Origin of the sequence: Kribbella polygonati (assembly GCF_050320105.1) — a bacterium.
In the GTDB taxonomy this organism is placed as follows: domain Bacteria; phylum Actinomycetota; class Actinomycetes; order Propionibacteriales; family Kribbellaceae; genus Kribbella.
Window position 1 is genome coordinate 8,241,454 of sequence record NZ_CP190129.1, and the last position, 22,593, is coordinate 8,264,046.

Consider the following 22,593-nt stretch of genomic DNA (forward strand, 5'->3'; position numbering starts at 1 on the left):
AGGATTGCGCCCGTGGATATCGAGACTGGCGGTGGACCGGGCGGCCCGACGAGTTCGCGGGGTGGGTTCAGCAGTGTGGACGGGACGCGGTACTCGGGGGTTGCCGGTGCGCGGCAGGAGGTGCGGCTGCCCGGTGGGGGACAGCTGGTCGCGGTCGGAGATCGGCTGCGGTACAAGGTCTATCCGGAGCTGGACCGGGCGCTGACGTACGCGGCGACGTACGTCGCGGTCGAGGTGGTGTTCGCCGACGGGACGCGGTACGCCGGGACCGACCAGTACGGGAAGCCCGCCGACGCCGCGGGGCAGGGCGACGCGAAGATCCTGTACGCCGACCAGTGGAACGACGTGCAGGTCGATCTCACCGCCGCCGCGGGGAAGACGATCGCGCAGCTGGTGCTGGTGGTCGACGCACCGGGCGACGGGCCGTTCGCGGGGTGGATCGACGACGTCGAGGTCGGGCCGGCGCCGGCGGAGCCGGACGGGTCGGACCTCGCGGCGTACGTCGACACCCGGCGCGGGACCAACGCGAGCCACGCCTTCTCCCGCGGCAACACGCTCCCGATCACCGCCTGGCCGAACGGGTTCAACTTCGTCACCCCGGTCACCGACGCCTCGACGTACCGCTGGCCGTACGAGTATCAGCGCGCCAACAACGCGGACAACCGTCCCGAGCTGCAGGGCCTCACGTTCTCGCACCAGCCGAGCCCGTGGATGGGCGACCGCGACCAGCTGACGATCATGCCGGTCGCGGCCGCCGAACCGCTCGGCGACCCGGCGGAACGGGCCGTCGCGTTCAGCCACGACGACGAGATCGCCCGGCCCGACCTGTACTCCGTCGCGCTCGCGAACGGCGTCCGCGCCGAGCTGACCCCGACCGACCACGGCGCGATCTTCCGGTTCACGTTCCCGGCAGACGCGGCTGGGCGGCACCTGGTCTTCGACACGATCGACGAGAACGGCGGCTTCGAGTACGACGGGACCGCGGTCACCGGCTGGGTCGAGAACGGGGCGGGGACCGGAATTACCCGGATGTTCTGCTACGGCGAGTTCTCCAGTACGCCGACCGGGTTCGGCCCGGCGTCCGGCGGGCGGGACAACGCGCGCGCCGCGAGCTTCGACGTACCCGAGGTGACGCTGCGGATCGCGACGTCGTTCATCGGCGTGGACCAGGCGCGGCACAACCTGTCGCTGGAGCTGGGCGGTTCGTTCGAGGAGATCCGGAGCGCCGCCAACGCAGTCTGGAACGAGCGTCTGGGAGTCATTCGTCCGGAGGGTGCTACTCCGCCGCAGCTTCGGACCGTTTACGGCAACCTGTACCGGCTGAACCTCTATCCGAACTCGCACTTCGAGAACGTGGCGAGCCTGGAGAACCCGGACTACCGGTATGCCAGCCCAGTACTGCCCGCAGAGGGGGAGGCCACGAGCCTTGTCACCAATGCGGTCGTGCGGCCCGGGAAGATGTATGTGAACAACGGTTTCTGGGACACGTACCGGACCGCGTGGCCGGCGTATGTGCTGTTCTACCCGGAGCTGGCGGCCGAGCTGGTCGACGGGTTCGTGCAGCAGTACCGCGACGGCGGGTGGATCGCGCGCTGGTCGTCGCCGGGGTACGCCGACTGCATGACCGGGACGAGTTCGGACGTGTCGTTCGCGGACGCGTACCTCAAGGGCGTCGCGCTGCCGGACCCGTTGGCGACGTACGACGCCGGGCTCCGGAACGCGACCGTCGCGCCGGCGGCGACCGAGGTCGGGCGGAAGGGCGTCGAGACCGGGTTCTTCGCCGGGTACGTGAGCACGGACACCGAGGAGAGCGTGTCGTGGTCGCTCGAGGCGTACCTGAACGACTTCGGTCTCGCGCAGATGGCGCTGCGGTTGGCGGACGCGTTCCCGCAGCGGCGTGCGCAGCTGCTCGAGGAGGCGGAGTACCTGCGGCGCCGGTCGCTGAACTACGTACTCCTGTTCGACGACGCGATCAACTTCTTCCAGGGGCGGCGTCCGGACGGGAGCTTCGCGAAGACGCCGGCCGAGTTCGACCCCGAGGAGTGGGGCGGCGACTTCACCGAGACCGACGGGTGGAACTTCGCGTTCCACGTCGCGCACGACCCGCGCGGGCTCGCGAACCTGTACGGCGGTCCGCGCGGGCTGGAGGCGAAGCTCGACGAGTTCTTCGCGACACCGGAGCTCGCGGTGAAGAAGGGCACGTACTCGATCGTGATCCACGAGATGGTCGAGGCGCAGGCCGTCCGGATGGGCCAGTTCGGCTTCTCGAACCAGCCGGCGCACCACATCGCGTGGATGTACAACTACGCCGGTACGCCGGCCAAGACCCAGGCGATCGCCCGCGAGGTCCTGGACCGGCTGTACGTCGGGGAGCAGATCGGGCAGGGGTACCCCGGTGACGAGGACAACGGGGAGATGTCCGCGTGGTACCTGTTCGCGGCGCTCGGGTTGTACCCGCTGCGCGTCGGCGCACCGGAGTACGCGATCGGGTCGCCGCTGTTCCCGCGCGTGGTGGTCTCACCGCTGGGCGGGAGCCCGCTGACGATCACCGCGACCGGGGTCGAGAACCCTTACGTACAAGACCTCCGGGTCGACGGCAAACAGTTGCCCGTAGCATCCATCACCCACGCCGACCTGACCGCCGCCACCCACCTCGACTTCACCCTCGGCGCCGAACCATCCGATTGGGCCACCCTGGAGTCCCCGCCTTCGCTGACCACCGACGACCGGGTCGCCACGCCGCTCGTCGACCTGATCCCGGTGGACCCGGGCAGCCCGGTCTTCGACGACACGTCGGCCACCGAAGCCGTCTTCGAGTCCGTCAGCTGGTCACTGCCCGCACCGGCGAGCCCAACTCTCTACACCTTGACGTCCGGCACCGGCGAGCCTCCCACCGGTTGGCAGCTCGAAGCCTCGGCCGACGGCACCACCTGGACCGTCCTCGACACCCGCGCCGACCAGTCCTTCGGCTGGCCCCGCCAGACCCGCCCCTTCAAGATCCCGACCCCCGCCCCTCACCAGCACTACCGCCTGACCTTCCCGACCCCGTCGGCCCTCGCCCAGTTCGAGCTGCTGGCCTGACGGCCGTGCGCCGAGTCGTGAGAACCGGCTGCGCTGAGCAGCCGAAGTCCACGACTCGGTGGGCGGGGCCGGAGCCGTTTGCCACGACTCGGTAGCTCAGGTCGATGGGTGGACGGTGACGGAGCGGATTCGGGTGGTCTTGTCGGGGACGGAATCAGCGACGGGGCGGGTGACCACCAGGCGGACGTAGCGGGCCGTGAACGGGGCGACCGTGCGGTCCGTCGTGGCGGCGGTGTTGCCCCGCACGGTGTCGCGGGTGGTCCACTGCTTGTTGTTGTCGCTGGACTGGAGCTGGAAGTCGCGCGTGTTCAGATCCGCGGCGCCGGCGTGGGCGACTGTGTAGCGGCCGATCGTGCGGTCGGCGCCCAGGTCGACGGACAGCCAAGTGCTGTGGGAGGGGTTGACCCACAAGCCGGCCGTGGGGTCGGTGACGTAGTGGGCGGTGGTGTTCTCGGCGCTTGCCAGGACGGGACAGTAGCGCGCCAGATCCGGTACGCCGGTCGTGTCGGCCACCGCGGCGAACTCCAGCACGCGCACGATGGTGTCGTCGGACTGTGTCGGACGCTGGACGGTCAGCCGGAGGTAGCGCGCCGGGACCGGCTGCGGGAAGCGCCGTTCGGTCAGGTTGTGGATGTTGCCGGTGACAACATCGACCGGCCGCCACGGACCCGTCCGGCGGTGCGCGGCCTCGACGGTGAAGTCCCTGGTGTTGAAGGCGGTCTGACCACTCTCGTACCCGGCATGTTTGACGCGATACCCGGACACGGTCCGCAGCCCGCCCAGATCCAGAACCCGACCACCGGCCGCCACGTCCGTTGTCGCAGACGGTACGACGGATTCGTCGGCGAACCGGTGCAGGTCCAGCCAGACGAAGCGCGGCCGGTAGATCTCGGTTGTCAGCGGATCCGCCCCGAGGCGGTTCACGTTGTAGCTGATCAGCAACCGTCCGTCCTCGGACAGACTCGGGTGCGCCTTCGCGTTGTAGCAGTACGTCCCGCCCGCGGTCTGCGCCTCGTACACGTAGGGCTCCGGGCAGTTGTAGAACCGTACGCCCGGACCGAACGGCCCGATCGGCGACGACCCGATCGCATACTCGAGCCCGGTCGAGTTCACGTTCCGCAGATACACGAGCAGGTACCGCCCGCCCGGGATCGGTGTCACGCTCAGCTCGGTCGACACGTCGGCATGCAGTACGGCGGCGTCCTGGACGCTGACCGTGATGTCCGGGCTCCACGACGTACCGCTCCAGAACCGCCAGGACGCGATGTCGGCGAACTGCTCGCGGCGGACCCGCGCGCAGACCAGGTCCTTCTGCCCGCCCGCCAACGTGTTCCGGTACCCGTAGACGTACACGAATCCGTCCGGACCAGGCATGATCCCGACGCCGAACATCACGATGTACGTGCCGTCCCGGACCAGCAGCCCGACGTCCTCGGTACGGCGTACCGCGGTGTAGTCCGGGACTCCGCCGGCCAGCGGTACGGCGATCAGGTCGACGCGTGCCGCATTCCAGTCGGAGTCCGGGGCGAACCCGGTGGCGTACAACGTGTCGCCGATCGCGATCCCGTCGTTCATCCAGAACCCGCTGCCGAACGCCCCGTTCTCGCCGAGCACGAACGTCGTCCGGGCGGGGTCCGGCCGGTTGCCGACCAGGACGGCCGAGGAGTTGTTGACGAACCCGGTCTGCCGGTACGTCAAGGTGTCCGGGTCGACGGTACCGATCCGGGTGTCGCTGAAGATGAACGCGGTCCGCGAGCCGGGCGTCGCGGAGCCCATGCCATCGCCGCCGTCGCCGCCGTCGCGGCCGTCGAGCGGGACCGAGTAGATCCCGTCGGCGCCGATCCAGCCGGAGCGGCGGTCGAACAGCTCGGTCCACTCGTCGGCGCGGGTGGCACGCAGCGGGCGGTCTGCGGAGGAGGTGGTGGGGGAGGACCAGGACAGCGCCGGGAGTGCGGCGGAGGCGCTCAGGCCGGCCAGAGCGGCGTTGGTGCGCAGGAAGGTACGGCGGGAAACGGTGCTCACCGCAGGCACCTTAGGAAGAAATGTCAACGTTGACAAGGCTATGTCAACGTTGACATCATCAAATCGCTTCGCACTTGTTGCTGTCACTCAGTGAGGGAGTACCAACCGTGCGTCAATCCCGCATCCCCCTCGTCCTGGCGGTGCTGCTCGCCGCCACCGCCCTCTCCTCCCCGGCCGAGGCCTCCCCGGCCGGGCATCGCGCTTCGAACCTGGTGGTCGAGAGTGCGACCGAGCTCGGTCCGATCACCCAGAACCCGCACAACGCCGCCCGCGACAACGGTCAGAGTGTCCGGTACGGCAACCAGTCGGTGTGGTTCTTCGACGACACGATCCTGAAGAACCCGGACGGCTTCCTGACCAGTACCGCCGCGACCACGAGCGACCTGGACGCGAGCGACAACATCACGCTGACCTCGGCGAACCCGCTCGACGAGCACTCCACCGGCGTACCGCCCGAGTTCGTGCCGTTCTCCGCCGCCGAGACCGCGTTCCAGCAGCAGCACGCGGCCGCGGACTGCACGAACTCGACCGACGAGTACTGCGGCACCGTGTTCGCGCACTGGCCCGGCCCGGCCGTCGTCGACCAGGCGCGGCACCGGATCCTGGTGTCGTACGGCAAGCTCTGCCGCGGCGGACGCGTCGGTACGCCGTGTGAGTCGGGCTTCGTCGGCCAGGCGCAAGGCACCGGCCTCGTCTCGGTCGACATGAACAGCAGGACCATAACCCGGCTCACCGCGACCAACCGCCCGGCGGACATCCCGAGCCCGGAGGGCACCGACAACACGTTGTTCTTCCCGCCCGGCCAGGACTGGGGTGGTCAGGCGATGGTGCTGGTCGGCAGCACGCTCTACGGGTACGGCAAGTGCACCCTCGACGGCTGCGCGGTCGCGAAGGTCCCGGTCGCGCAGGTCACCGACATCTCGCAGTGGCGCTTCTACACAGGTGCCGACGGCAACGGTAATCCGCAGTGGTCGACGGACCCGAGCAAGACCGTGCAGGTGAAGGCGAACGGCGCGGCCGGCTCGACCGTCTACTGGGACAGCGCGTTCGGCGCCTACGTCAACACGTTCATGCAGTTCCAGTCCCAGGACGTCCAGTACCAGACGGCCCCGAACCCGTGGGGCCCGTGGAGTACGCCGACCAAGCTGTTCACCGCCGCGAAGACCAGCGGCATCGAGTACGCCGCGTTCGCGCACCCGGAGTACACCAGCGCGGACGGCCTGACGAAGTACTACACGTACTACACCTCGTCGACCGGCGCCCAGATGCTCGTCAAGGTCCGCTTCGCGAAGGGGTCGTGATGCATCAGCATCCACAACGCACGATCGACCGGGCCCGCCGGATGCTCGACGAGCGGGTGCGGCCCGCCGTCGAGCGCCGGACGGCGGCGCTGGACCTCTCGGTACGGCGCCTGCCCGGCGAACCCGAACCGTTCGAGCAGGCGACCGCCGGACCGTTCGAACCGTTCACCGCCGGGTCCGCGTGGGGCCCGGCATGGACGACCGCGTGGTTCCACCTGCGGGGCGACGTCCCGGCCGGCTGGGACGCCGCGGTCGTGATCGACCTCGGCTTCGACGGCGGCCCGGGCTTCCAGTGCGAGGGCCTCGTGTACCGCGCGGACGGCAGCATCATCAAGGGCGTCCACCCGCGCAGCCGGTACGTCCGGCTCGACCCGGGCGCGACCACGGTCGACCTGTACGTCGAGGCCGCCGCGAACCCGGACATCGCGGCGAAGGCATTCCGGCCGACCGGTCTCGGCGACGGGCTCGACGTCGACGGCGAACCGCAGTACCGGTTCCGCCGGGCGGAGCTGGTAGCGCTGGACGTCGAGGTCGACGCGCTCGTGGTCGACCTCGACGTACTGATCGGGTGGGCGGTTGAGCTGGCCGCCGAAGACCCGCGCCGGTCGAAGATCCTCCGGGCGCTCGACCGGGCCTGCGACGTGATCGACCCGGACCGGATCCACGACTGCGTCGACGCCGCGCGGGCCGAGCTCGCGCCGGTGCTCGGGCAGCCGGCGACCGCGAGTACGCACCGGGTCGCGGCGGTCGGGCACGCGCACATCGACTCGGCCTGGTTGTGGCCGATGCGGGAGACCGTGCGCAAGTGCACGCGGACGTTCGCGAACGTGCTGGCGCTGATGGACGACTACCCGGAGCTGCGGTTCGCCTGTTCGCAGGCGCAGCAGTACGCCTGGATCGAGGAGCACCAGCCGAAGCTGTTCGCCCGGATCAGCGACGCGGTCGCGGCCGGGAGGTTCGTACCGGTCGGCGGGATGTGGGTCGAGTCGGACACGAACATGCCGGGCGGCGAGGCGCTCGTCCGGCAGTTCGTGCACGGCAAGCGGTACTTCGCCGAGCGGTTCGGGGTCGAGCCGCGGGAGGTGTGGCTGCCGGACTCGTTCGGGTACTCCGCCGCGCTGCCGCAGATCGCCGTACTGGCCGGGTTCCGGTGGTTCCTGACCCAGAAGCTCGCGTGGCATCCGACGAACCCGTTCCCGCACCACACGTTCTGGTGGGAGGGGATCGACGGCAGCCGGCTGTTCGCGCACCTGCCGCCGGTCGACACGTACCTGTCCGAGCTGACCCCGGCGGAGCTGAACCACGCGACGAAGAACTTCCGCGATCATGCGGGTGCGACCACGTCCCTGGTCCCGTTCGGGCACGGCGACGGTGGTGGCGGGCCGACCGCGGTGATGATGGAGCGCGCCCGCCGGCAGGCCGATCTCGAAGGTGCGCCGCCGATCGAGCACCTGACGCCGACGGCGTTCTTCGAGCGCGCCGAGGCGGAGTACCCGGACGCGCCGGTGTGGGTCGGCGAGCTCTACATGGAGGCCCACCGCGGCACGTACACGTCGCAGGCGGCGATGAAGCGCGGCAACCGGCGCAGCGAACACCTGCTGCGTGAGGCCGAGCTGTGGTGTACGACGGCGACGATCCGGACCGGTACGCCGTACCCGTACGACGCGCTGGACCGGATCTGGAAGACCGTGCTGCTGCACCAGTTCCACGACGTACTGCCGGGGTCGTCGATCGCGTGGGTGCACCGGGAGGCGCGGGAGGCGTACGCGAAGGTCCGGGCGGAACTGGAGGAGCTGATCGCGTCCGCGCTGACCACGGTGGCCGGTGCGGGCGACACCCCGATCCGCTTCAACGCGGTCCCGCTGGCGATCGACGGCATTCCCGCGCTCGGTGCGTCGGACGCGCCGCAGCCGATCGGATCGAGCGTGACGGCGCGGTTCGACGGTGCGCAGTGGATCGTCGACAACGGCGTACTGCGGGTCACAATCGGTGCGGACGGGACGATCACCTCGCTCGTCGACACCCGGTACGACCGCGAACTGGTGGCCGAGGGCGCCCGGTTGAACGACCTGGTCCTGCACCAGGACCTGCCGAACGCGTTCGACGCGTGGGACCTGGACTCGTTCTACCGGACGTCCGCCGCGCCGCTGCGGACGGTCGACTCGTTGCGGATGACGGAACGCCCCGACGCGGTGGTGGTCGAGGTACGCCGGGTGCACGGCGCGTCGACGTACGAGCAGACGATCACGGTCCCGGCCGGCGCGGACCGGGTGGAGTTCGCGATCGACGTCGACTGGCACGAACGGGAGAAGCTGCTGAAGGCAATGTTCGGCGTGGACGTCCGCGCCGAGCAGGCGACCGCGGAGATCCAGTTCGGGCATCTGCGCCGGCCGACGCACGACAACACCACCTGGGACGAGGCGAAGTTCGAGGTGTGCGCGCATCGCTGGGTGCACGTCGGCGAGGCGGGCTTCGGCGTCGCGGTCGCCAACGACTCGACGTACGGGCACGACGTCCGGCGGCTGACCGGCGCGGCGGGCGATCCGCTCGCGGGCCGGGCGGGCACCGCGATCGGGCTGTCGCTGCTGCGGGCGCCGCGGTACCCGGACCCGGAGACCGACCAGGGCCGGCACCACGCGCGCTACACGCTGGTGTCCGGCGCCGGCATCGACGACGCGGTCGAGGCCGGCCTGCGGCTGAACCTCCCCGTCCGCGAGATCCGCGGTACGTCGGCACCGGCGCCGCTCGTCGCGGTCGAAGGTGACGGCGTCGTGATCGAGACCGTCAAGCTCGCCGAGGACCGTTCGGGCGACGTGATCGTCCGGCTGTACGAGTCCCTCGGCGCGCGCACGACGGCCCGGCTGAGCTGGGACTTCGTTGCCGTGGGCGCCGACATCGTGGATCTGCTCGAACGCCGGCTCGAGACGGTCGACGAGCCGCGGTTCGAGCTGCGGCCGTTCCAGATCCTGACCGTGCGCATCCGGGTGGCAGCTGATGAGTAAACGACGCAGGGACACGATTCTCGGGTACCTGTTCATCTCGCCGGCGATCATCGGGCTGTTGCTGTTCGTGGCGTACCCGATGGTGACGTCGCTCTACCACTCGTTCACCCAATGGAACGGCCTGACGCCGGCGAAGTGGGTCGGCCTGGAGAACTACAAGTTCCTGTTCACCAGCGACCCGACGTTCTGGCCGTCGTTGAAGGTGACCGTGCTGTGGGTGGTCATCTCGGTCCCGGCCACGCTGGCCGCCGGGCTGGCGCTGGCGGTCGTGGTGAACCGCACGATCAAGGGCGTCAAGGTGTTCCGGACGATCTTCTACCTGCCGGTCGTGCTGCCCGCGGTCGCCGTACTGACGTTGTGGAAGTACATCTACGACCCGACGTACGGGCTGGCCAACCAGGTGCTGAAGTTCCTGCACCTGCCGACCAGCCTGTGGCTGGGCGACGCGCACGTGGCGCTGGCGGCGATCCTGATCGTCGGCGTGTGGAGCGTCGGCGGCACGATGATGATCTTCCTGGCCGGCCTGCAGGCGGTGCCGGAGGAGATCCAGGAGGCGGCCAAGGTCGACGGCGCGAACGCGTTCCGGCGGTTCACCCGGATCACGCTGCCGATGATCGGGCCGATCATGATGCTCCAGCTGATGCTGGCGCTGAACGGCGCGTTCCAGACCTTCAACCAGGTCGCGATCCTGACCAAGGGCGGACCCGGGCACTCGACCAACCTGTTGATGTACAAGATCTACAACGACGGGTTCGCCGACTTCATCACCTCGCCGCAGCTCGGGTACGCGACCGCCGAGGTGTGGGTGCTGTTCGTGATCGTGATGCTGGTGACCGTCGTGATGCTGCGCCTCACCCGCAGCCGCGTGTACCAAGGAGAAGGCGCATGACGGCTGAAGCCCTAGTCCTGACCCGCCCGGCGACCCTCACCCAGCGGGTGCCGTTCATGCTCTCGCGGGTCGCCTGGTACGCGTTGTGCGGGCTGCTCGCGGTGTCGATGCTGCTGCCGCTGGTGTGGATGATCAGCATCGCGCTGAAGGGCAACGGCGACATCAACCAGCTGCCGCCGGCGTTCCTGCCGCGCGAGTTCCGGGCCGCGAACTTCGTCGACGGGCCGGCCCAGATCGGGTTCTACCGGCTGCTGCTGAACACCGTGATCGTCACGGTGCTGTCCACGATCGGCGCGGTCGTCAGCTCGATGATCGTCGGGTACGGCATCTCCCGGATCGACTTCCCGGGCCGCCGGTTCTGGTTCGCGCTGATCTCCGGCAGCATCTTCGTACCGGGCATCGTCGGACTGATCCCGCTGCAGCACCTGTACATCAGCCTCGGCCTGATCGACACCTGGGCGCCGCTGATCCTGCCGGCCTTCTTCGGCAGCCCGATCTTCGTGTTCCTGGCGCGGCAGTACTACCAGTCGATCCCGAAGTACCTGGACGAGTCGGCCACCATCGACGGCGCCGGGCACTGGATGATCTTCACCCGGATCATGATCCCGCTCACCAAGCCGGTCTGGATCACGGTCGCGATCATGTCGTTCCAGCTGGCCTGGAACGACTACCTGAGCCCGCTGGTCTACCTGCAGGACGCGAAGAAGTTCACGCTGCCGCTCGGGATGGCCGCGTTCCTCTCCGACCAGGCCGGCTCTCAGTACAACTACTACATGGCGACGAACCTGCTGTTCGTCGTACCGCCGCTGGTGCTGTTCTTCCTCGCCCAGCGCTACTTCATGGAGGGCCTCGGCGCCCTCGGAACCATCGCGAAATGAGGAGATCGATCATGCCCCGAATCCGGGCGACAGCAGTGCTGGTCGTCGCCGGTCTCGCCCTCGCGGGTTGTGGCGGCGGCTCCGGATCCGCTCCAGGCGGGACGGTCAGCTACATGACCTGGGAGTCCGTCCCCACCAACCAGGCCCTCGACAAGAGCATGGCCAAGCTGCAGGGCGTCACAGTCAAGCGCGAGGAGTCGCCGAACGCCGACTACGCGCAGAAGCTCGCCTCGCTGATCATGTCCAAGAAGGCGCCGGACTTCTTCTGGTGCTCGAACTCGCAGGAGCAGAACCTGGCCGCGGAGGGCCTGCTGTACGACTGGTCGTCGTACCTGAAGAAGGGCGACGGGCTGCAGGAGGACAAGTTCTCGCCCGGCTCGCTCGACCTGTGGCGCAACCCCGACGGCAAGCTGTTCGGGATCCCGACGCTCGCGAACACGTACGGGTTCTTCTACAACAAGGCCGACTTCGACAAGGCCAAGCTGAAGACCCCGGCGATCGGCTGGACCTGGGACGAGCTGTACGCCGACATCGCCGCGCTGAAGAAGACCGACGCCAAGACCACGCCACTGGTGAACGCGTGGGCGCTGCTGGAGAGCCCGCAGGGCGTGTCGGCGTACTCCGTCGCGAACGGCGGCGCGCCGATCGTCGAGAAGCCGATCGGGTCCAAGCAGGTGCAGGCCGACGCGACGTTCCGGACCGGGGCGGAGCGGATGGCGAAGGCGATCAAGGCCGGCGAGATGACGAACCCGGACTACGACGGCAGCAACGCGGTCGCGAAGTTCGCGAATGGCGGCATCCCGCTGATGTTCGGCGGGCAGTGGCTGCACCAGTCGATCACCCAGAACAAGCCGAAGTTCGACTGGGGCTACGCGCCCTGGCCGGCCGGTACGGCGAAGTCCGTACAGCCGATCGAGACCAACGGCGTGTGCTCACCGGCGACCCTGAAGGACCCGGACAGCACCTGGAAGGTGATCAGCTACATGGAGGTCACCGGGTTCAACGAGACGATGAAGGACCAGCCGATCGCGCCGATCGCGTACGAGCCCGGGTCGAAGGGGTACTACGAGTCGCTGCAGGGCGGTGATGCGGCGGCGAAGAGCATCGCCGCGACCGCGACGTACGAGCTCGGGGTGAAGGACAAGTTCGTCACGCAGTTCCTCGACCCGTGGTCGACGCCGGCCGGTGACGTCGTCGGGACCACCTGGAACCCGGCGCTGTCGGGGAAGAAGGAACTGAGCGCTGGGATCGACGGGATGGTTGCCGGAATCAACAAGCTGGCGGCCAAGTGAGTACGCCGGCGGTCGACTACCCGTTCGGCCCGTTCGTGCCCCGGCCGGAGAACCCTGTGTTGAGGCCGGGGCGGCACGAGTGGGAGTCGGCGAACGTGTACAACCCGGCGGCGCTCGTGGTGGACGGGCGGGTGGCGCTCGTGTACCGGGCGCACGCGGACGACATTGTCTCGCATCTCGGGCTGGCGTGGTCCGACGACGGGATCGCGTTCGAGACCGAGCCGGATCCGATCATGGTGCCGACCGAGGACTACGAGCGCTACGGGTGCGAGGATCCGCGCGTCGTTTTCGTTGGTGAGACCTACTACCTGACCTATACCGGATGGGACCGGCACACCGCGCGGTTGTGTCTGGCGACGTCGACCGACCTGCGGACGTGGGAGAAGCACGGGCCGATGTTCCCCGGCGTCAACACGTTCGCCGGGGTGCGCGAGACGCCCGGGCCGGAGTGGAGCAAGGGCGGGGTGATCCTGCCCGAGCCGATCGACGGGCGGTACCTGATGTGGTTCGGCGAGGGGAACATCCACCTCGCCGTGTCGGACGACCTGCTGCACTGGAAGGCCGAGCCGACGCCGGTACTGCGTCCTGAACCGGGGACGTTCATGGGCGACCTCGTCGAGACCGGGCCACAGCCGATCCGGACCCGGACCGGGCACGTGCTGCTGATGCACAACAGCGCGGTGGTCCAGCCTGGCGGCGGGGTGTACTACGCCTGCGGGCAGGTGCTGATCGATCCGGCACGACCGGACACTGTGGTCGCGAAGCTGACCGAGCCTTGGCTGGAGCCGAGTACCTACGAGGATCAGAACGGGCTGGTGAGCAACGTGACGTTCGTCGAGGGGCTGGTGTTCCATCGCGGGACCTGGTTCGCGTACTACGGGCAGAGCGACACCACGATCGGTGTCGCGACGTACACGCCGTCATGACGAGGCCGCGGGTGATGTTCACCGGGGACTCGATCACCGACTGCCATCGCCGGGAGACCGACAATCCGCTCGGATACGGGTACCCGCTGCTCGTCGCCGGGCAGTGGGGGTTGCGGCGGCCGGACGAGTCGCCGGTGTGGATGAACACCGGGATCTCCGGGGACACCCTCGCCGGGCTGGGCGGGCGGTGGAGGGACGACGTACTGGATGCGCGGCCGGACGTGGTGTCGATCCTGATCGGGATCAACGACACCGGGTACCGGTTCTCGTTCGGGCACGACGAGGTGCCGGCGGAGACGTTCCGCGCCGGGTACCGGCGGTTGCTGGAGCCGTTGGCCGACGTACAGCTCGTGCTGATCGAGCCGTTCCTGCTGCCGGTGAAGGAGGAGCAGTGGGCATGGCGGCCCGACCTGGACGCGAAGATTCAGGTGGTACGCGAGCTGGCCCGCGAGTTCGGGGCGCGGCTGGTAGCGGCGGACGGGCTGTTCGCATCGCTTGCCGCAGGCAACAAGAACCCGGAGCACTGGCTGTTCGACGGCGTCCATCCGACGCCCGCGGGACATGCGGCGTTGGCAGACGCCTGGCTCCGCCAGCTCAGCTGACCTGGGCCGGTCGATGGGGACTGACGATAGGTAATTGCCTATCGTCAGTCCCCTTCTAATACGTCGGGCTGTCGTTGACGACCAGGCGGGCCGGCACCTCCAGGCGCTGCGGTGCACGGGTCGGGTCGGCGAGGCGGTCGAACAGGAGCTGGGCGCCGGCGTGGCCGACGTCGTACGGGTCGCTGTCGATCACCGAGACACCGAACGCCGCGGCCAGCTCGAAGCGGTCGAAGCAGACCGTGTCGATCCGGCGGCTCGCGAACGCCTGCGACTGCAGCAGCCCGGTGCAGAGCCGGTTGTTGTCGACGAACACGGCGTCCGGCGCGGCCGACGGGAGCAGATCCTCGGCGGCGCGGCGGGCGTCCTCCTCGCTCACCAGGTTGTCCCGGACCAGGGCCGGGTCGACGGCGATGCCCGCGGCGCCGAGCGCGGCGACGTACCCGGCCCAGCGTTCCTCGGCGCCGCTGCCGCTGCGCGGATGCCCGAGGTACGCGATCCGCCGCCGGCCCTTCGCGAGCAGGTGCTCGACGCCGGCGCGCGTACTGGCCGCGTTCGTGGTGGTGACCGAGTCCATCGACTCACCGAGCCCAGGGGGAGGGGAGTCGACGAACACGATCGCCGACCCGAAGCGCGCCTCGTTCGCCAGGTACCCGAGGTCGTTCCCGACCGGCGCGATGATCAGCCCCGCCACCCGGTGCGCGAAGAACGACCGGATCGCCCGGTGCTCCAGCTCCGGGTCGTTCTGCGCGTCGGCGGTCAGCACCAGGTACCCACGCTCCGAGGCGACCGAGTGGATCCCCCGCAGCATCGGCGCGAAGAACGGGTTCGTACAGTCGCCGAGCGTCACCCCGATCGACGTCATCGCCTGGTTCTTCCGCCGCAACCCCGCCGCCACGTCGTTCAGCTGCACCCCGAGCCGATCCGCCTCCGCCACGATCCGCTGCCGCGTCGACTCCCGCACCTTCGGATCCCCACGCAGCGCCCGCGACACCGTCTTGATACTGACACCGGTAGTCGCCGCCACATCCTCGAGCCGCGGCCGCCGCGGAGTTTCACTCATACCGTGCATTGTAATGTCAACGTTGACATCGAGGCTCCCTCCATCCCAGCAGAGTACGACGCCAGCTGACCCCACCCAGGTATTTCGTACAGGCGACGAGCCACCTGGCGGATCCGTCCTCCAGCACGGCAACGGCACCCGCCTTCCAGACAAACGCCGCCCTCCCCACCACCTCCAACACCGGTCCTCCCCCACCGCCACCCCGTCACCTCAGCCGCCCAACCATCGTCCTGCCCCGCCCACCCAGCCACCCGCGCCGGCCACCCGCGCCGGCCACCCGCGCCGGCCACCCGCGCCGGCCACCCGCGCCGGCCACCCGCGCCGGCCACCCGCGCCGGCCACCCGCGCCGGCGACCCATCCCGGCGGCCCATCCCGGCCACCCATCCCGGCCACCCATCCCGGCCACCCACCCGCGGCGGGCACCCACGCGTGCACCCACTCCGGCCACCCACCCCGGGCACCCAGCCCGGCCACCCGCGGCGGGCACCCACGCGGGCACGCACTCCGGCCACCAGCGGCGGGCACCCACTCCAGCGGCGGCCACCGGCGGCGGCCACCTGCGCCGGGCACCCACCCCGCCGACTCCTGGCCCGTTCCCCGCCGAGTCGTGCCGATCGGCTCCCGCACCACCTGCCGAGTCGTGAGGTACGGCTGCCAAATCACAACCACCTCCCACGACTCGGCGGGCGGCGCCACCACTCCTATTCATGTTCGTGGAGAGGCGCGTGCTCGGCGCGACCACCTCGGCCGGTGGTGCATTCCCACACGCCACCGAAGCCGGCCAACAGTTGCGAGCGACGTCCGCTCTGGTCTCGCGGACGGTTGCTGCGGCGGGACGGTATCGGCTCGGGGGTTCAGGGCGGTTGGTGCGGCTGGGTGGTGTCGGCTCGGGCTTGAAGCGGCGCCCCGCTTGGCGCCGGCGCCTCCGCCCGGTAGTACCTTCCCGCGCACGTCGCCGAAGGCGGTCAGCAGGTGCGTCGCCGCGGAGCGGGTCCGCCCTGGGTTCCCGGGCGATTGGTGCGGCCGGGTGGTGTCGGCTCCGGCTTCAAGCGGCGCTCCGCTTGGCGGCGGGGCCTTCGCCGGGGAGTACGTCCCGCGCACGTCGCCGAAGGCGGCCAAAGATGAGCCGCCGCGTAGCGGTGTCCGCTCTGCCTGTCCGGGGTGGTTGCTGCGGGCGGGGTTGCCCGCGAAGGCGTTCACCCGACGCGGGTGCCTGCGTCCGGTGGCGCCTTCCCGCCTGCCGCCGGAGGCGGCCAATGGGTGAGTCGCCGCGGAGTGGCGTCCGTTCTGGGTCTATGGGCGGTTGGTGCGGCGGGGCGGGGTTCGAGCGGGTGGCTCGCTTGGCGCCGGGGCGTCCGCCCGGTAGGACCTTTCCGCGCACGTCGCCGGAGGCGACCAAAGGACTGCCGCCGCGAAGCGGTGTCCTTTGAAGAGTTACTGCTTTTTCGCGGCGGAGGTCGCTCGGATGTGGAGTTCGGTGCGGAGGGTGACGGTGGAGGGTGGGCGGCCGGGGGCGGTGGTGCGGTCTTTGAGGAGCATGCCGGCGGTGCGGCCGAGTTCGTACGTGGGCTGGGCGACGGTTGTGAGGCTCGGGATGACCAGGTCCGCCCACGGGATGTCGTCGAAGCCGACGATGGCGATGTCGTCGGGTGCGCGCAGTCCCTTGCGGGCCAGGCATTCCAGGGCGCCGACGGTCATCAGGTTGTTGGTGGCGAACAGTGCCTCGGGCGGATTCTCCAGCTCCAGCAGGCTTTCCATCGCGGCATACCCACCGGCCTCGCGGAAGTCCGCGTGCCGCACCAGGTCCTTGTCGTACCGGATCCCGCCCGCGCGCAGCGCCGACCGGTACCCGGCGAGCCGGTCCATTGCTGTCGACACCTTCCGCGGGCCGGTGATGCAGGCGATCCGCCGGTACCCGCCGTCGATCAGGTGTTTGACGCCCTCGAACGCCCCGTGTTCGTTGTCGACCAGGACCGTGTCCGCCTCGACGCCCTCGACCCGCCGGTCGATCATCACCAGCGGGATCTTCGCGTCCGCGAGCAGTTGGACGCCCTCGGCGGTGGACGTCGGCGAGATCACGACGCCGGCCATCTGGTCGGTCAGCACGGCCGAGGCGTACGCCGCCTCCTTCGCCGGGTCCTCGTCGGAGTTGCAGAGTACGACGTGGTACCCCTCGGTCTGCGCGACGTCCTCGAGCCCGCGGACCAGCGAGGTGAAGAACGGGTTCTCGATGTCCGAGATGACGACCGCCCACAGGTTCGTGGAGGATTTCCGCAGGTTCCGCGCCACGCCGTTCGGGCGGTACCCGAGTTCGGCGACCGCGGCGCGGACCTTCTCGGACAGCTCGGGGTCGACGTTGCGCCGGCCGCTGAGCACCCGCGACACCGTCGCCGGCGACACCCCCGACCTACGCGCGACGTCGTAGATCGTCGTCATACCCGCTCCCCGCTGGAGATCCGATGGTCGTCTGGATCGCACTCTAACCCCGATCCCGCCAAGAGTGCCCACGGAGCGCTCCAGCTCGGCGTTGCCGACGCCCAGGCACGCACCTGGACGCCGCCACCGCCGAGCTGGAGCGCTCCGTGGGCACTAAGGATCTCATGGAGAACGGGGAGTTGTGGGTGTGGTGCTCTGGAGCAGGGTGAGGGCGGCGGCGTGGGTGGGGGCGGAGGCGGCGGCGCCGTTGACGGTGGTGGAGAGGGCGCCGGCGGCGTTGGCGAGGCGGACGGCGTCGACGAGCGGGGCTCCGGCGGCCAGTGAGGCGGCGAGGGAGCCGCAGAAGGCGTCGCCGGCGCCGACGGTGTCGATGGTGTCGACGGTGTACGGCGCGATCCGTTCCTCGAAGCTGCCGGCCCGGTCGAGGACGTACGCGCCGCGCGCCCCGAGCGTGACGACGCAGCCGCGCAGGTCCCAGTCCTCGGCGAGTTTGCGGGCGATCATCGGGACCTGCGACTCGTCGTCGCAGTCCAGGCCGGTGAGGGCCGCGGCCTCGACCTCGTTCGGCACCAGGATGTCGACGTACGTCGCCAGCGCCGGGTCGATCGGCCCGACCGGGGCCGGGGTGAGGATCGTGGTGACGCCCGCGGCCGAGGCGAGCCGGAGGGCGGCGTGGCTCGCCTCGACCGGGAGTTCGAGCTGCACGCTGAGCACCTTGCTGCCGGTCAGGATGTCGCGCGCGGCCTCGACCTCGACGGCGGTGATCGCGGCGTTCGCGCGGGACACGATGATGATCGAGTTCCCGCCGTCGGGCAGTACCAGCGGCAGCCCGACGCCGGTACCGAGCGACGGGTGCCGCACGACCCAGGACGTGTCGACGCCGTTGGAGCGGAGCAGTTCGAGGAACTCCTCGCCGTACCGGTCCTCGCCGATGGTGCCGACGATCGCGGTCCGGGCGCCCATCCGGGCCGCGGCGATCGCCTGGTTCACGCCCTTCCCGCCGAGGTGTTCGGCGAACCCGGTGCCGTGCAGCGTCTCACCGGGCAACGGCCGCCGTTCCGCGGACGCGACCAGGTCCTTCATGAACGACCCGAGCACACACACGTCGTTCATGAGGACTCCTCCGACAGACGTTTGCCGAGGGCACCGGACGGGTGGAACTGCGCGAAGTCCTGGTGGCTGAACTCCCGCAGTACGACGAGCGCGCACGCCAGCGCGTCGCCCATCGCGAGCGAGGCGGTGGTGGACGCGGTCGGCGCCAGGTTCAGCGGATCGGCCTCCCGCAGAACCATGGTGTCCAGCGTGTACGTCGCCAGCTGGGCGAGCGTGGACTCCTCGCGGCCGGTCATCGCGATCACCGGGATCTGCCGTTCGCGTAGCATCCGGGCGAACGCGACCACCTCGGCGGTCTCGCCGGACGCGGACAGCGCCAGTACGAGGTCCCGGGACGTGACCGCACCGGAGTCGCCGTGCAGCGCGTCGCCGGAGTGGATGAACGTGGCCGGCGTACCGGTACTGGCCAGGGTCGCGGCGATCTTCCGCCCGACCAGGCCCGACTTGCCCAGGCCGGTCACCACCAGGTGACCTTCGCACCGGGCGACGGCGGTCAGCACCTCCAGGAACACTCCGTCCAGCCGGTCGGCGAGTGCCGACACGGCTGCTGCTTCGGTCTCGATGGCGTCCCGCGCCGCCTGCAGCCCCCGTGCCACCAGGTCCCTGGACAGCTCGTCGGCCGTGCGGTGGGCGGACGCACGGTTCGGCACAACTGGCATCCCCAGCGCCTCTCATCTCAGAAATCGATTTCCGCAGATTAGGCAGTGGGGTGACTCGGTGTCAACGTCTACGGGCAGCACGAAACCCTGTGTGTACGCGGGAATCGGCAGAGTTGATCACATCGTCACCCCGCCGACCCTTGACCGGCCCCGGTGGCGCTCGTACATTGCGAGAAATCGATTGCCCTTCGAGCTGACTGTGCCGGGCCGACCGGAAAGGCCACCTATGTACGGCGACTACGGGAGCAGCCTGCGTGACCTGCCCCGGCTGCGGGACTCCAAGCGCCGCCGGGCGTCCAGCTGGGACCGCACCGGCGGCAACGACGACCGGTTGACGATCCGCCCGGGCGAGACCGCCGTACTGGCGGACATCGACGGGCCGGGGTCGATCAACCACATCTGGTGCACGGTCGCGCGGGACAGCCCGTGGGGGCCGGACGAGGCGGACGGGGACTACCTGCGGAAGCTGATCCTCCGGATCACCTGGGAGGACTCCGCCCGGCCCAGCGTGCTGGTGCCGCTCGGCGACTTCTTCGGTGTCGGGCACGGGAAGACCGTGAACTTCGTGTCCGCGCCGCTGCAGATGAGCCCGCAGGACGGGAAGGGCTTCAACTGCTGGTTCCACATGCCGTTCGCCTCCCGGGCCCGGGTCGAGATCGTCTCGGAGCTGACGGCGGCGCCGGTGTTCTTCTACTACTACGTGGACTACGAGCTGTACGACGGCGTACAGGACGGGCTCGGGTACTTCCACGCGTCGTACAACCGGCAGCACCCGACCGACGGGGTCGAGCAGGGCGCCGAGACGCTGCGCCAGTACCAGGTCGAAGGCACCAACCTCACCGGTGACGGGAACTACGTCGTACTCGACACCGAGGGGAAGGGGCACTACGTCGGGTGCGTGGTGAGCATCCGGAACCTGCGCGAGTCGCCCGAGTGGAACTGGTACGGCGAGGGCGACGACATGATCTTCATCGACGGCGAGCCGTTCCCGCCGTCGCTGCACGGCACGGGGACCGAGGACTACTTCAACACCGCGTGGTGCCCGAGCGAGGCGTACTCCGCGCCGTACCACGGCATCACGCTGCCCGGCGGGCCCAACTGGAGCGGCGAGATCTCGCTGTACCGCTTCCACATCGAGGATCCGATCACGTTCTTCACCTCCATCCGCGTGACCATCGAGCACGGGCACGCGAACAAGCGCAGCGACGACTGGTCGTCGGTCGCGTACTGGTACCAGACCCTGAAGGGATAGCTCATGAAGCGTGGGGCTCTGCTCGCTGTCCTGCCGCTGGTCTTCGGAACGACGGCACTGCTCACCCAATCCTCCGCCACCCCCTCCCCGACGCCCGCGACCACACCGATCGGCACCGTCCAGGTCGAGTCGAAGGGCACGCCGAGCAAGAGCGACGGCGACCTCTGGCCGTCCTGCTGGGCCGGCAACGACAAGCTGTACGCCGCGAACGGCGACGGCAAGGGCTTCAGCACCGACGGGGCTTTCGCGGACGTCGCGGTCAGCGAGATCAACGGCACCCCGGGAAACTTGTCCGGGGCAACGATCTCGAAGGGCGACCAGGTCGGGCAGATCTGGAGCGGCGCCGGGTACAACCGGAAGCCGACCGGGATGGTGTGCGTGGGGGACACGCTGTACCTCGCGGTGCAGGACCTCGCGCTCGACTTCAACGACGTACCGGCGGCGACGATCCTGAAGTCGACGGACCACGGGCGGACCTGGACGTGGGACAAGTCCCGGCCGATGTTCTCGAACCACGAGTTCACGACGATCTGGTTCGCCGACTTCGGACGCGGTGGGGCGTTGGCGCCCGACGGCTACGTCTACGCCTACGGGCTGGACGGGAACTGGCGGGACTCGTTCGACGACACGGTCGCGGATCCGCAGTCGGTGTTCCTGGCGCGGGTGCCCAAGGACGAGGTGCAGAACCGGAGCGCGTGGAAGTTCTACACCGGGTCCGGGTGGTCGCCGAAGCTCGCGGACCGGAAGCCGGTGCTGACCGACACGCGGCGGCTGTACGCGCAGACGTACGGCGCGAACGCGTCGAACCTCAGCGTGATCAGTCAGGGCGGGGTGACGTACCTGGCCGCGCAGAAGCGATATGTCTACACGTCGTGGACCGAGTACACCTTCGAGTTCTACGAGTCGCCGACACCGTGGGGTCCGTGGAAGCACTTCCTCTCGAAGGACTTCGGCGGGTATCCGTGGTCGACGTCGAAGTACGGCGGGTACGGCGTGACGATCCCGTCGAAGTTCGTCCAGCCGGACGGGCGCACCATGTACCTCCAGGCCAACGTCTGTCCGTGCGGCGGGGGCGGGATCGGGACGTCGGTGTACAACTTCAACCTGCGCAAGCTGGTGCTGACACCGTCCTCCGATGCTCCGGCCGCCAACCTGCCGGGGCCGGACAACCTCGCGGCTGACGGCGTGGCGATCTCGAAGTCGTCGCAGTCGGGGAGCCTCGCGCTGATGAACGACGGCGCGCGGACGGGCAGCGAGTCGGACTTCGACGACGAGGTGAAGGGCGCTTCGTGGTGGGGGTACGAGTGGGCGGCGCGGCACAAGGTGAACAACGTGGAGTTCACGTCGGGGGCGGTGTCTGCTCAGGGCGGGTACTTCACCGGGCGGCCGCAGGTGCAGGTTCGTCGCGACGGGGAATGGGTCGAGGTCGGGTCGCAGACGGTGTCGCCGGCGTACCCGGGTGATGCCTCGGCCGGGGCGAACACGACGTACACGATCACGTTCCCGACGCAGGAGACCGACGGGGTGCGGGTGATCGGGCTGCCCGGTGGGACACGGTCGTACACGACGGTGTCGGAGCTGGCGGTGCGGTACGTGGCGCAGGTCGCGGACGGCGGGTTCGAGGGGATGGGCGGCGGCAAGCCGGCGTGGCTGTTCGAAGGTACGGCGGCCAACGGCGTCGACCGCGGCCTGGGCTTCGCCCACTCGGGTGCCAACAACGGCTGGATCCGCTGTACGTGCACGGGTTTCAGCGATCTCTACCAGAACGTACCGGTCGTTCCCGGGGCGACGTACACCTTCGGCTCCTGGATCAACGCCTCCGCAAACCTCCCCACCGACCAGGGCCGCTTCGGCGTCCGTAACGGCACCACTGATGTGGCGAGCACGACGTTCGGCGCCGGCACGGGCTACGTCCACCACGAGGTGACGGTGACGGTCCCCCCGAACGTCCACGAGCTCACGGTCTACGCCGGCTTCAACGCCCCCAACAAGGACACCTGGATCCAGATGGACGACTTCACAGTCGGCTAGGACCGAGGGAGAGGCGAACGGCCAAGGATGACCGGAAGGTGGAGACGG

General features: G+C 69.5%; 15 protein-coding genes. 10 read left to right on the top strand and 5 right to left on the bottom strand.

What is annotated here, in order from left to right; translation table 11 throughout:
• Positions 1–12: 12 nt before the first annotated feature.
• On the top strand, positions 13–3,081 hold the full coding sequence (locus ACQHIV_RS39775; RefSeq protein ID WP_427889565.1) for a GH92 family glycosyl hydrolase: 3,069 nt from the start codon (positions 13–15) through the stop codon (positions 3,079–3,081).
• A gap of 96 nt (positions 3,082–3,177) precedes the next feature.
• On the opposite strand, the gene ACQHIV_RS39780 is transcribed toward ACQHIV_RS39775, so the two are convergent.
• A complete protein-coding gene (locus ACQHIV_RS39780) occupies positions 3,178–5,103 on the bottom strand; it encodes a discoidin domain-containing protein (protein ID WP_427889567.1) in 1,926 nt (641 codons plus the stop codon).
• A 107-nt stretch (positions 5,104–5,210) separates the two neighbouring features.
• On the opposite strand from ACQHIV_RS39780, the gene ACQHIV_RS39785 reads away from it, so the two are divergent.
• Genes ACQHIV_RS39785 through ACQHIV_RS39815 form a run of 7 tightly spaced genes read left to right on the top strand, consistent with a single transcriptional unit; the run spans position 5,211 to position 13,993 of the window.
• Positions 5,211–6,404, top strand: a complete 1,194-nt coding sequence (locus ACQHIV_RS39785; RefSeq protein WP_427889569.1) for a DUF4185 domain-containing protein — start codon at positions 5,211–5,213, stop codon at positions 6,402–6,404.
• Entirely contained in the window at positions 6,404–9,406 is a 3,003-nt protein-coding gene (locus ACQHIV_RS39790; protein WP_427889571.1) for an alpha-mannosidase, read from the top strand. Before ACQHIV_RS39785 ends, ACQHIV_RS39790 begins: the two co-directional genes overlap by 1 nt.
• Positions 9,399–10,295: a carbohydrate ABC transporter permease gene (locus ACQHIV_RS39795; RefSeq protein ID WP_427889573.1), complete on the top strand. Its 897-nt coding sequence runs from the start codon at positions 9,399–9,401 to the stop codon at positions 10,293–10,295. Before ACQHIV_RS39790 ends, ACQHIV_RS39795 begins: the two co-directional genes overlap by 8 nt.
• A complete protein-coding gene (locus tag ACQHIV_RS39800; protein WP_427889575.1) occupies positions 10,292–11,173 on the top strand; it encodes a carbohydrate ABC transporter permease in 882 nt (293 codons plus the stop codon). Before ACQHIV_RS39795 ends, ACQHIV_RS39800 begins: the two co-directional genes overlap by 4 nt.
• An 11-nt stretch (positions 11,174–11,184) precedes the next feature.
• Positions 11,185–12,465 carry an ABC transporter substrate-binding protein gene (locus tag ACQHIV_RS39805; RefSeq protein ID WP_427889577.1) on the top strand — a complete coding sequence of 427 codons (1,281 nt, stop codon included), beginning with the start codon at positions 11,185–11,187 and terminating at the stop codon, positions 12,463–12,465.
• Entirely contained in the window at positions 12,462–13,391 is a 930-nt protein-coding gene (locus ACQHIV_RS39810; protein WP_427889579.1) for a glycoside hydrolase family 130 protein, read from the top strand. Before ACQHIV_RS39805 ends, ACQHIV_RS39810 begins: the two co-directional genes overlap by 4 nt.
• Positions 13,388–13,993, top strand: a complete 606-nt coding sequence (locus ACQHIV_RS39815; protein WP_427889581.1) for an SGNH/GDSL hydrolase family protein — start codon at positions 13,388–13,390, stop codon at positions 13,991–13,993. The genes ACQHIV_RS39810 and ACQHIV_RS39815 overlap by 4 nt, the downstream gene beginning before the upstream one ends.
• Before the next feature lie 55 nt (positions 13,994–14,048).
• On the opposite strand, the gene ACQHIV_RS39820 is transcribed toward ACQHIV_RS39815, so the two are convergent.
• From ACQHIV_RS39820 to ACQHIV_RS39835, 4 genes are all read right to left on the bottom strand, one after another.
• Positions 14,049–15,053 (bottom strand): LacI family DNA-binding transcriptional regulator, encoded by a 1,005-nt coding sequence (locus ACQHIV_RS39820; protein ID WP_427889582.1) that lies wholly within the window; start codon positions 15,051–15,053, stop codon positions 14,049–14,051.
• A 1,435-nt stretch (positions 15,054–16,488) separates the two neighbouring features.
• A complete protein-coding gene (locus ACQHIV_RS39825; RefSeq protein ID WP_427889584.1) occupies positions 16,489–17,490 on the bottom strand; it encodes a LacI family DNA-binding transcriptional regulator in 1,002 nt (333 codons plus the stop codon).
• A gap of 162 nt (positions 17,491–17,652) precedes the next feature.
• Positions 17,653–18,603 carry a ribokinase gene (locus ACQHIV_RS39830; protein WP_380193931.1) on the bottom strand — a complete coding sequence of 317 codons (951 nt, stop codon included), beginning with the start codon at positions 18,601–18,603 and terminating at the stop codon, positions 17,653–17,655.
• Entirely contained in the window at positions 18,600–19,253 is a 654-nt protein-coding gene (locus ACQHIV_RS39835) for an SIS domain-containing protein (RefSeq protein ID WP_325036846.1), read from the bottom strand. Before ACQHIV_RS39835 ends, ACQHIV_RS39830 begins: the two co-directional genes overlap by 4 nt.
• A 235-nt stretch (positions 19,254–19,488) precedes the next feature.
• On the opposite strand from ACQHIV_RS39835, the gene ACQHIV_RS39840 reads away from it, so the two are divergent.
• On the top strand, positions 19,489–20,514 hold the full coding sequence (locus tag ACQHIV_RS39840; protein ID WP_427889586.1) for a glycoside hydrolase family 172 protein: 1,026 nt from the start codon (positions 19,489–19,491) through the stop codon (positions 20,512–20,514).
• A 3-nt stretch (positions 20,515–20,517) separates the two neighbouring features.
• Complete coding sequence (locus ACQHIV_RS39845; RefSeq protein WP_427889587.1) at positions 20,518–22,545, top strand: DUF4185 domain-containing protein; 2,028 nt, start codon at positions 20,518–20,520, stop codon at positions 22,543–22,545.
• Positions 22,546–22,593 lie beyond the last annotated feature (48 nt).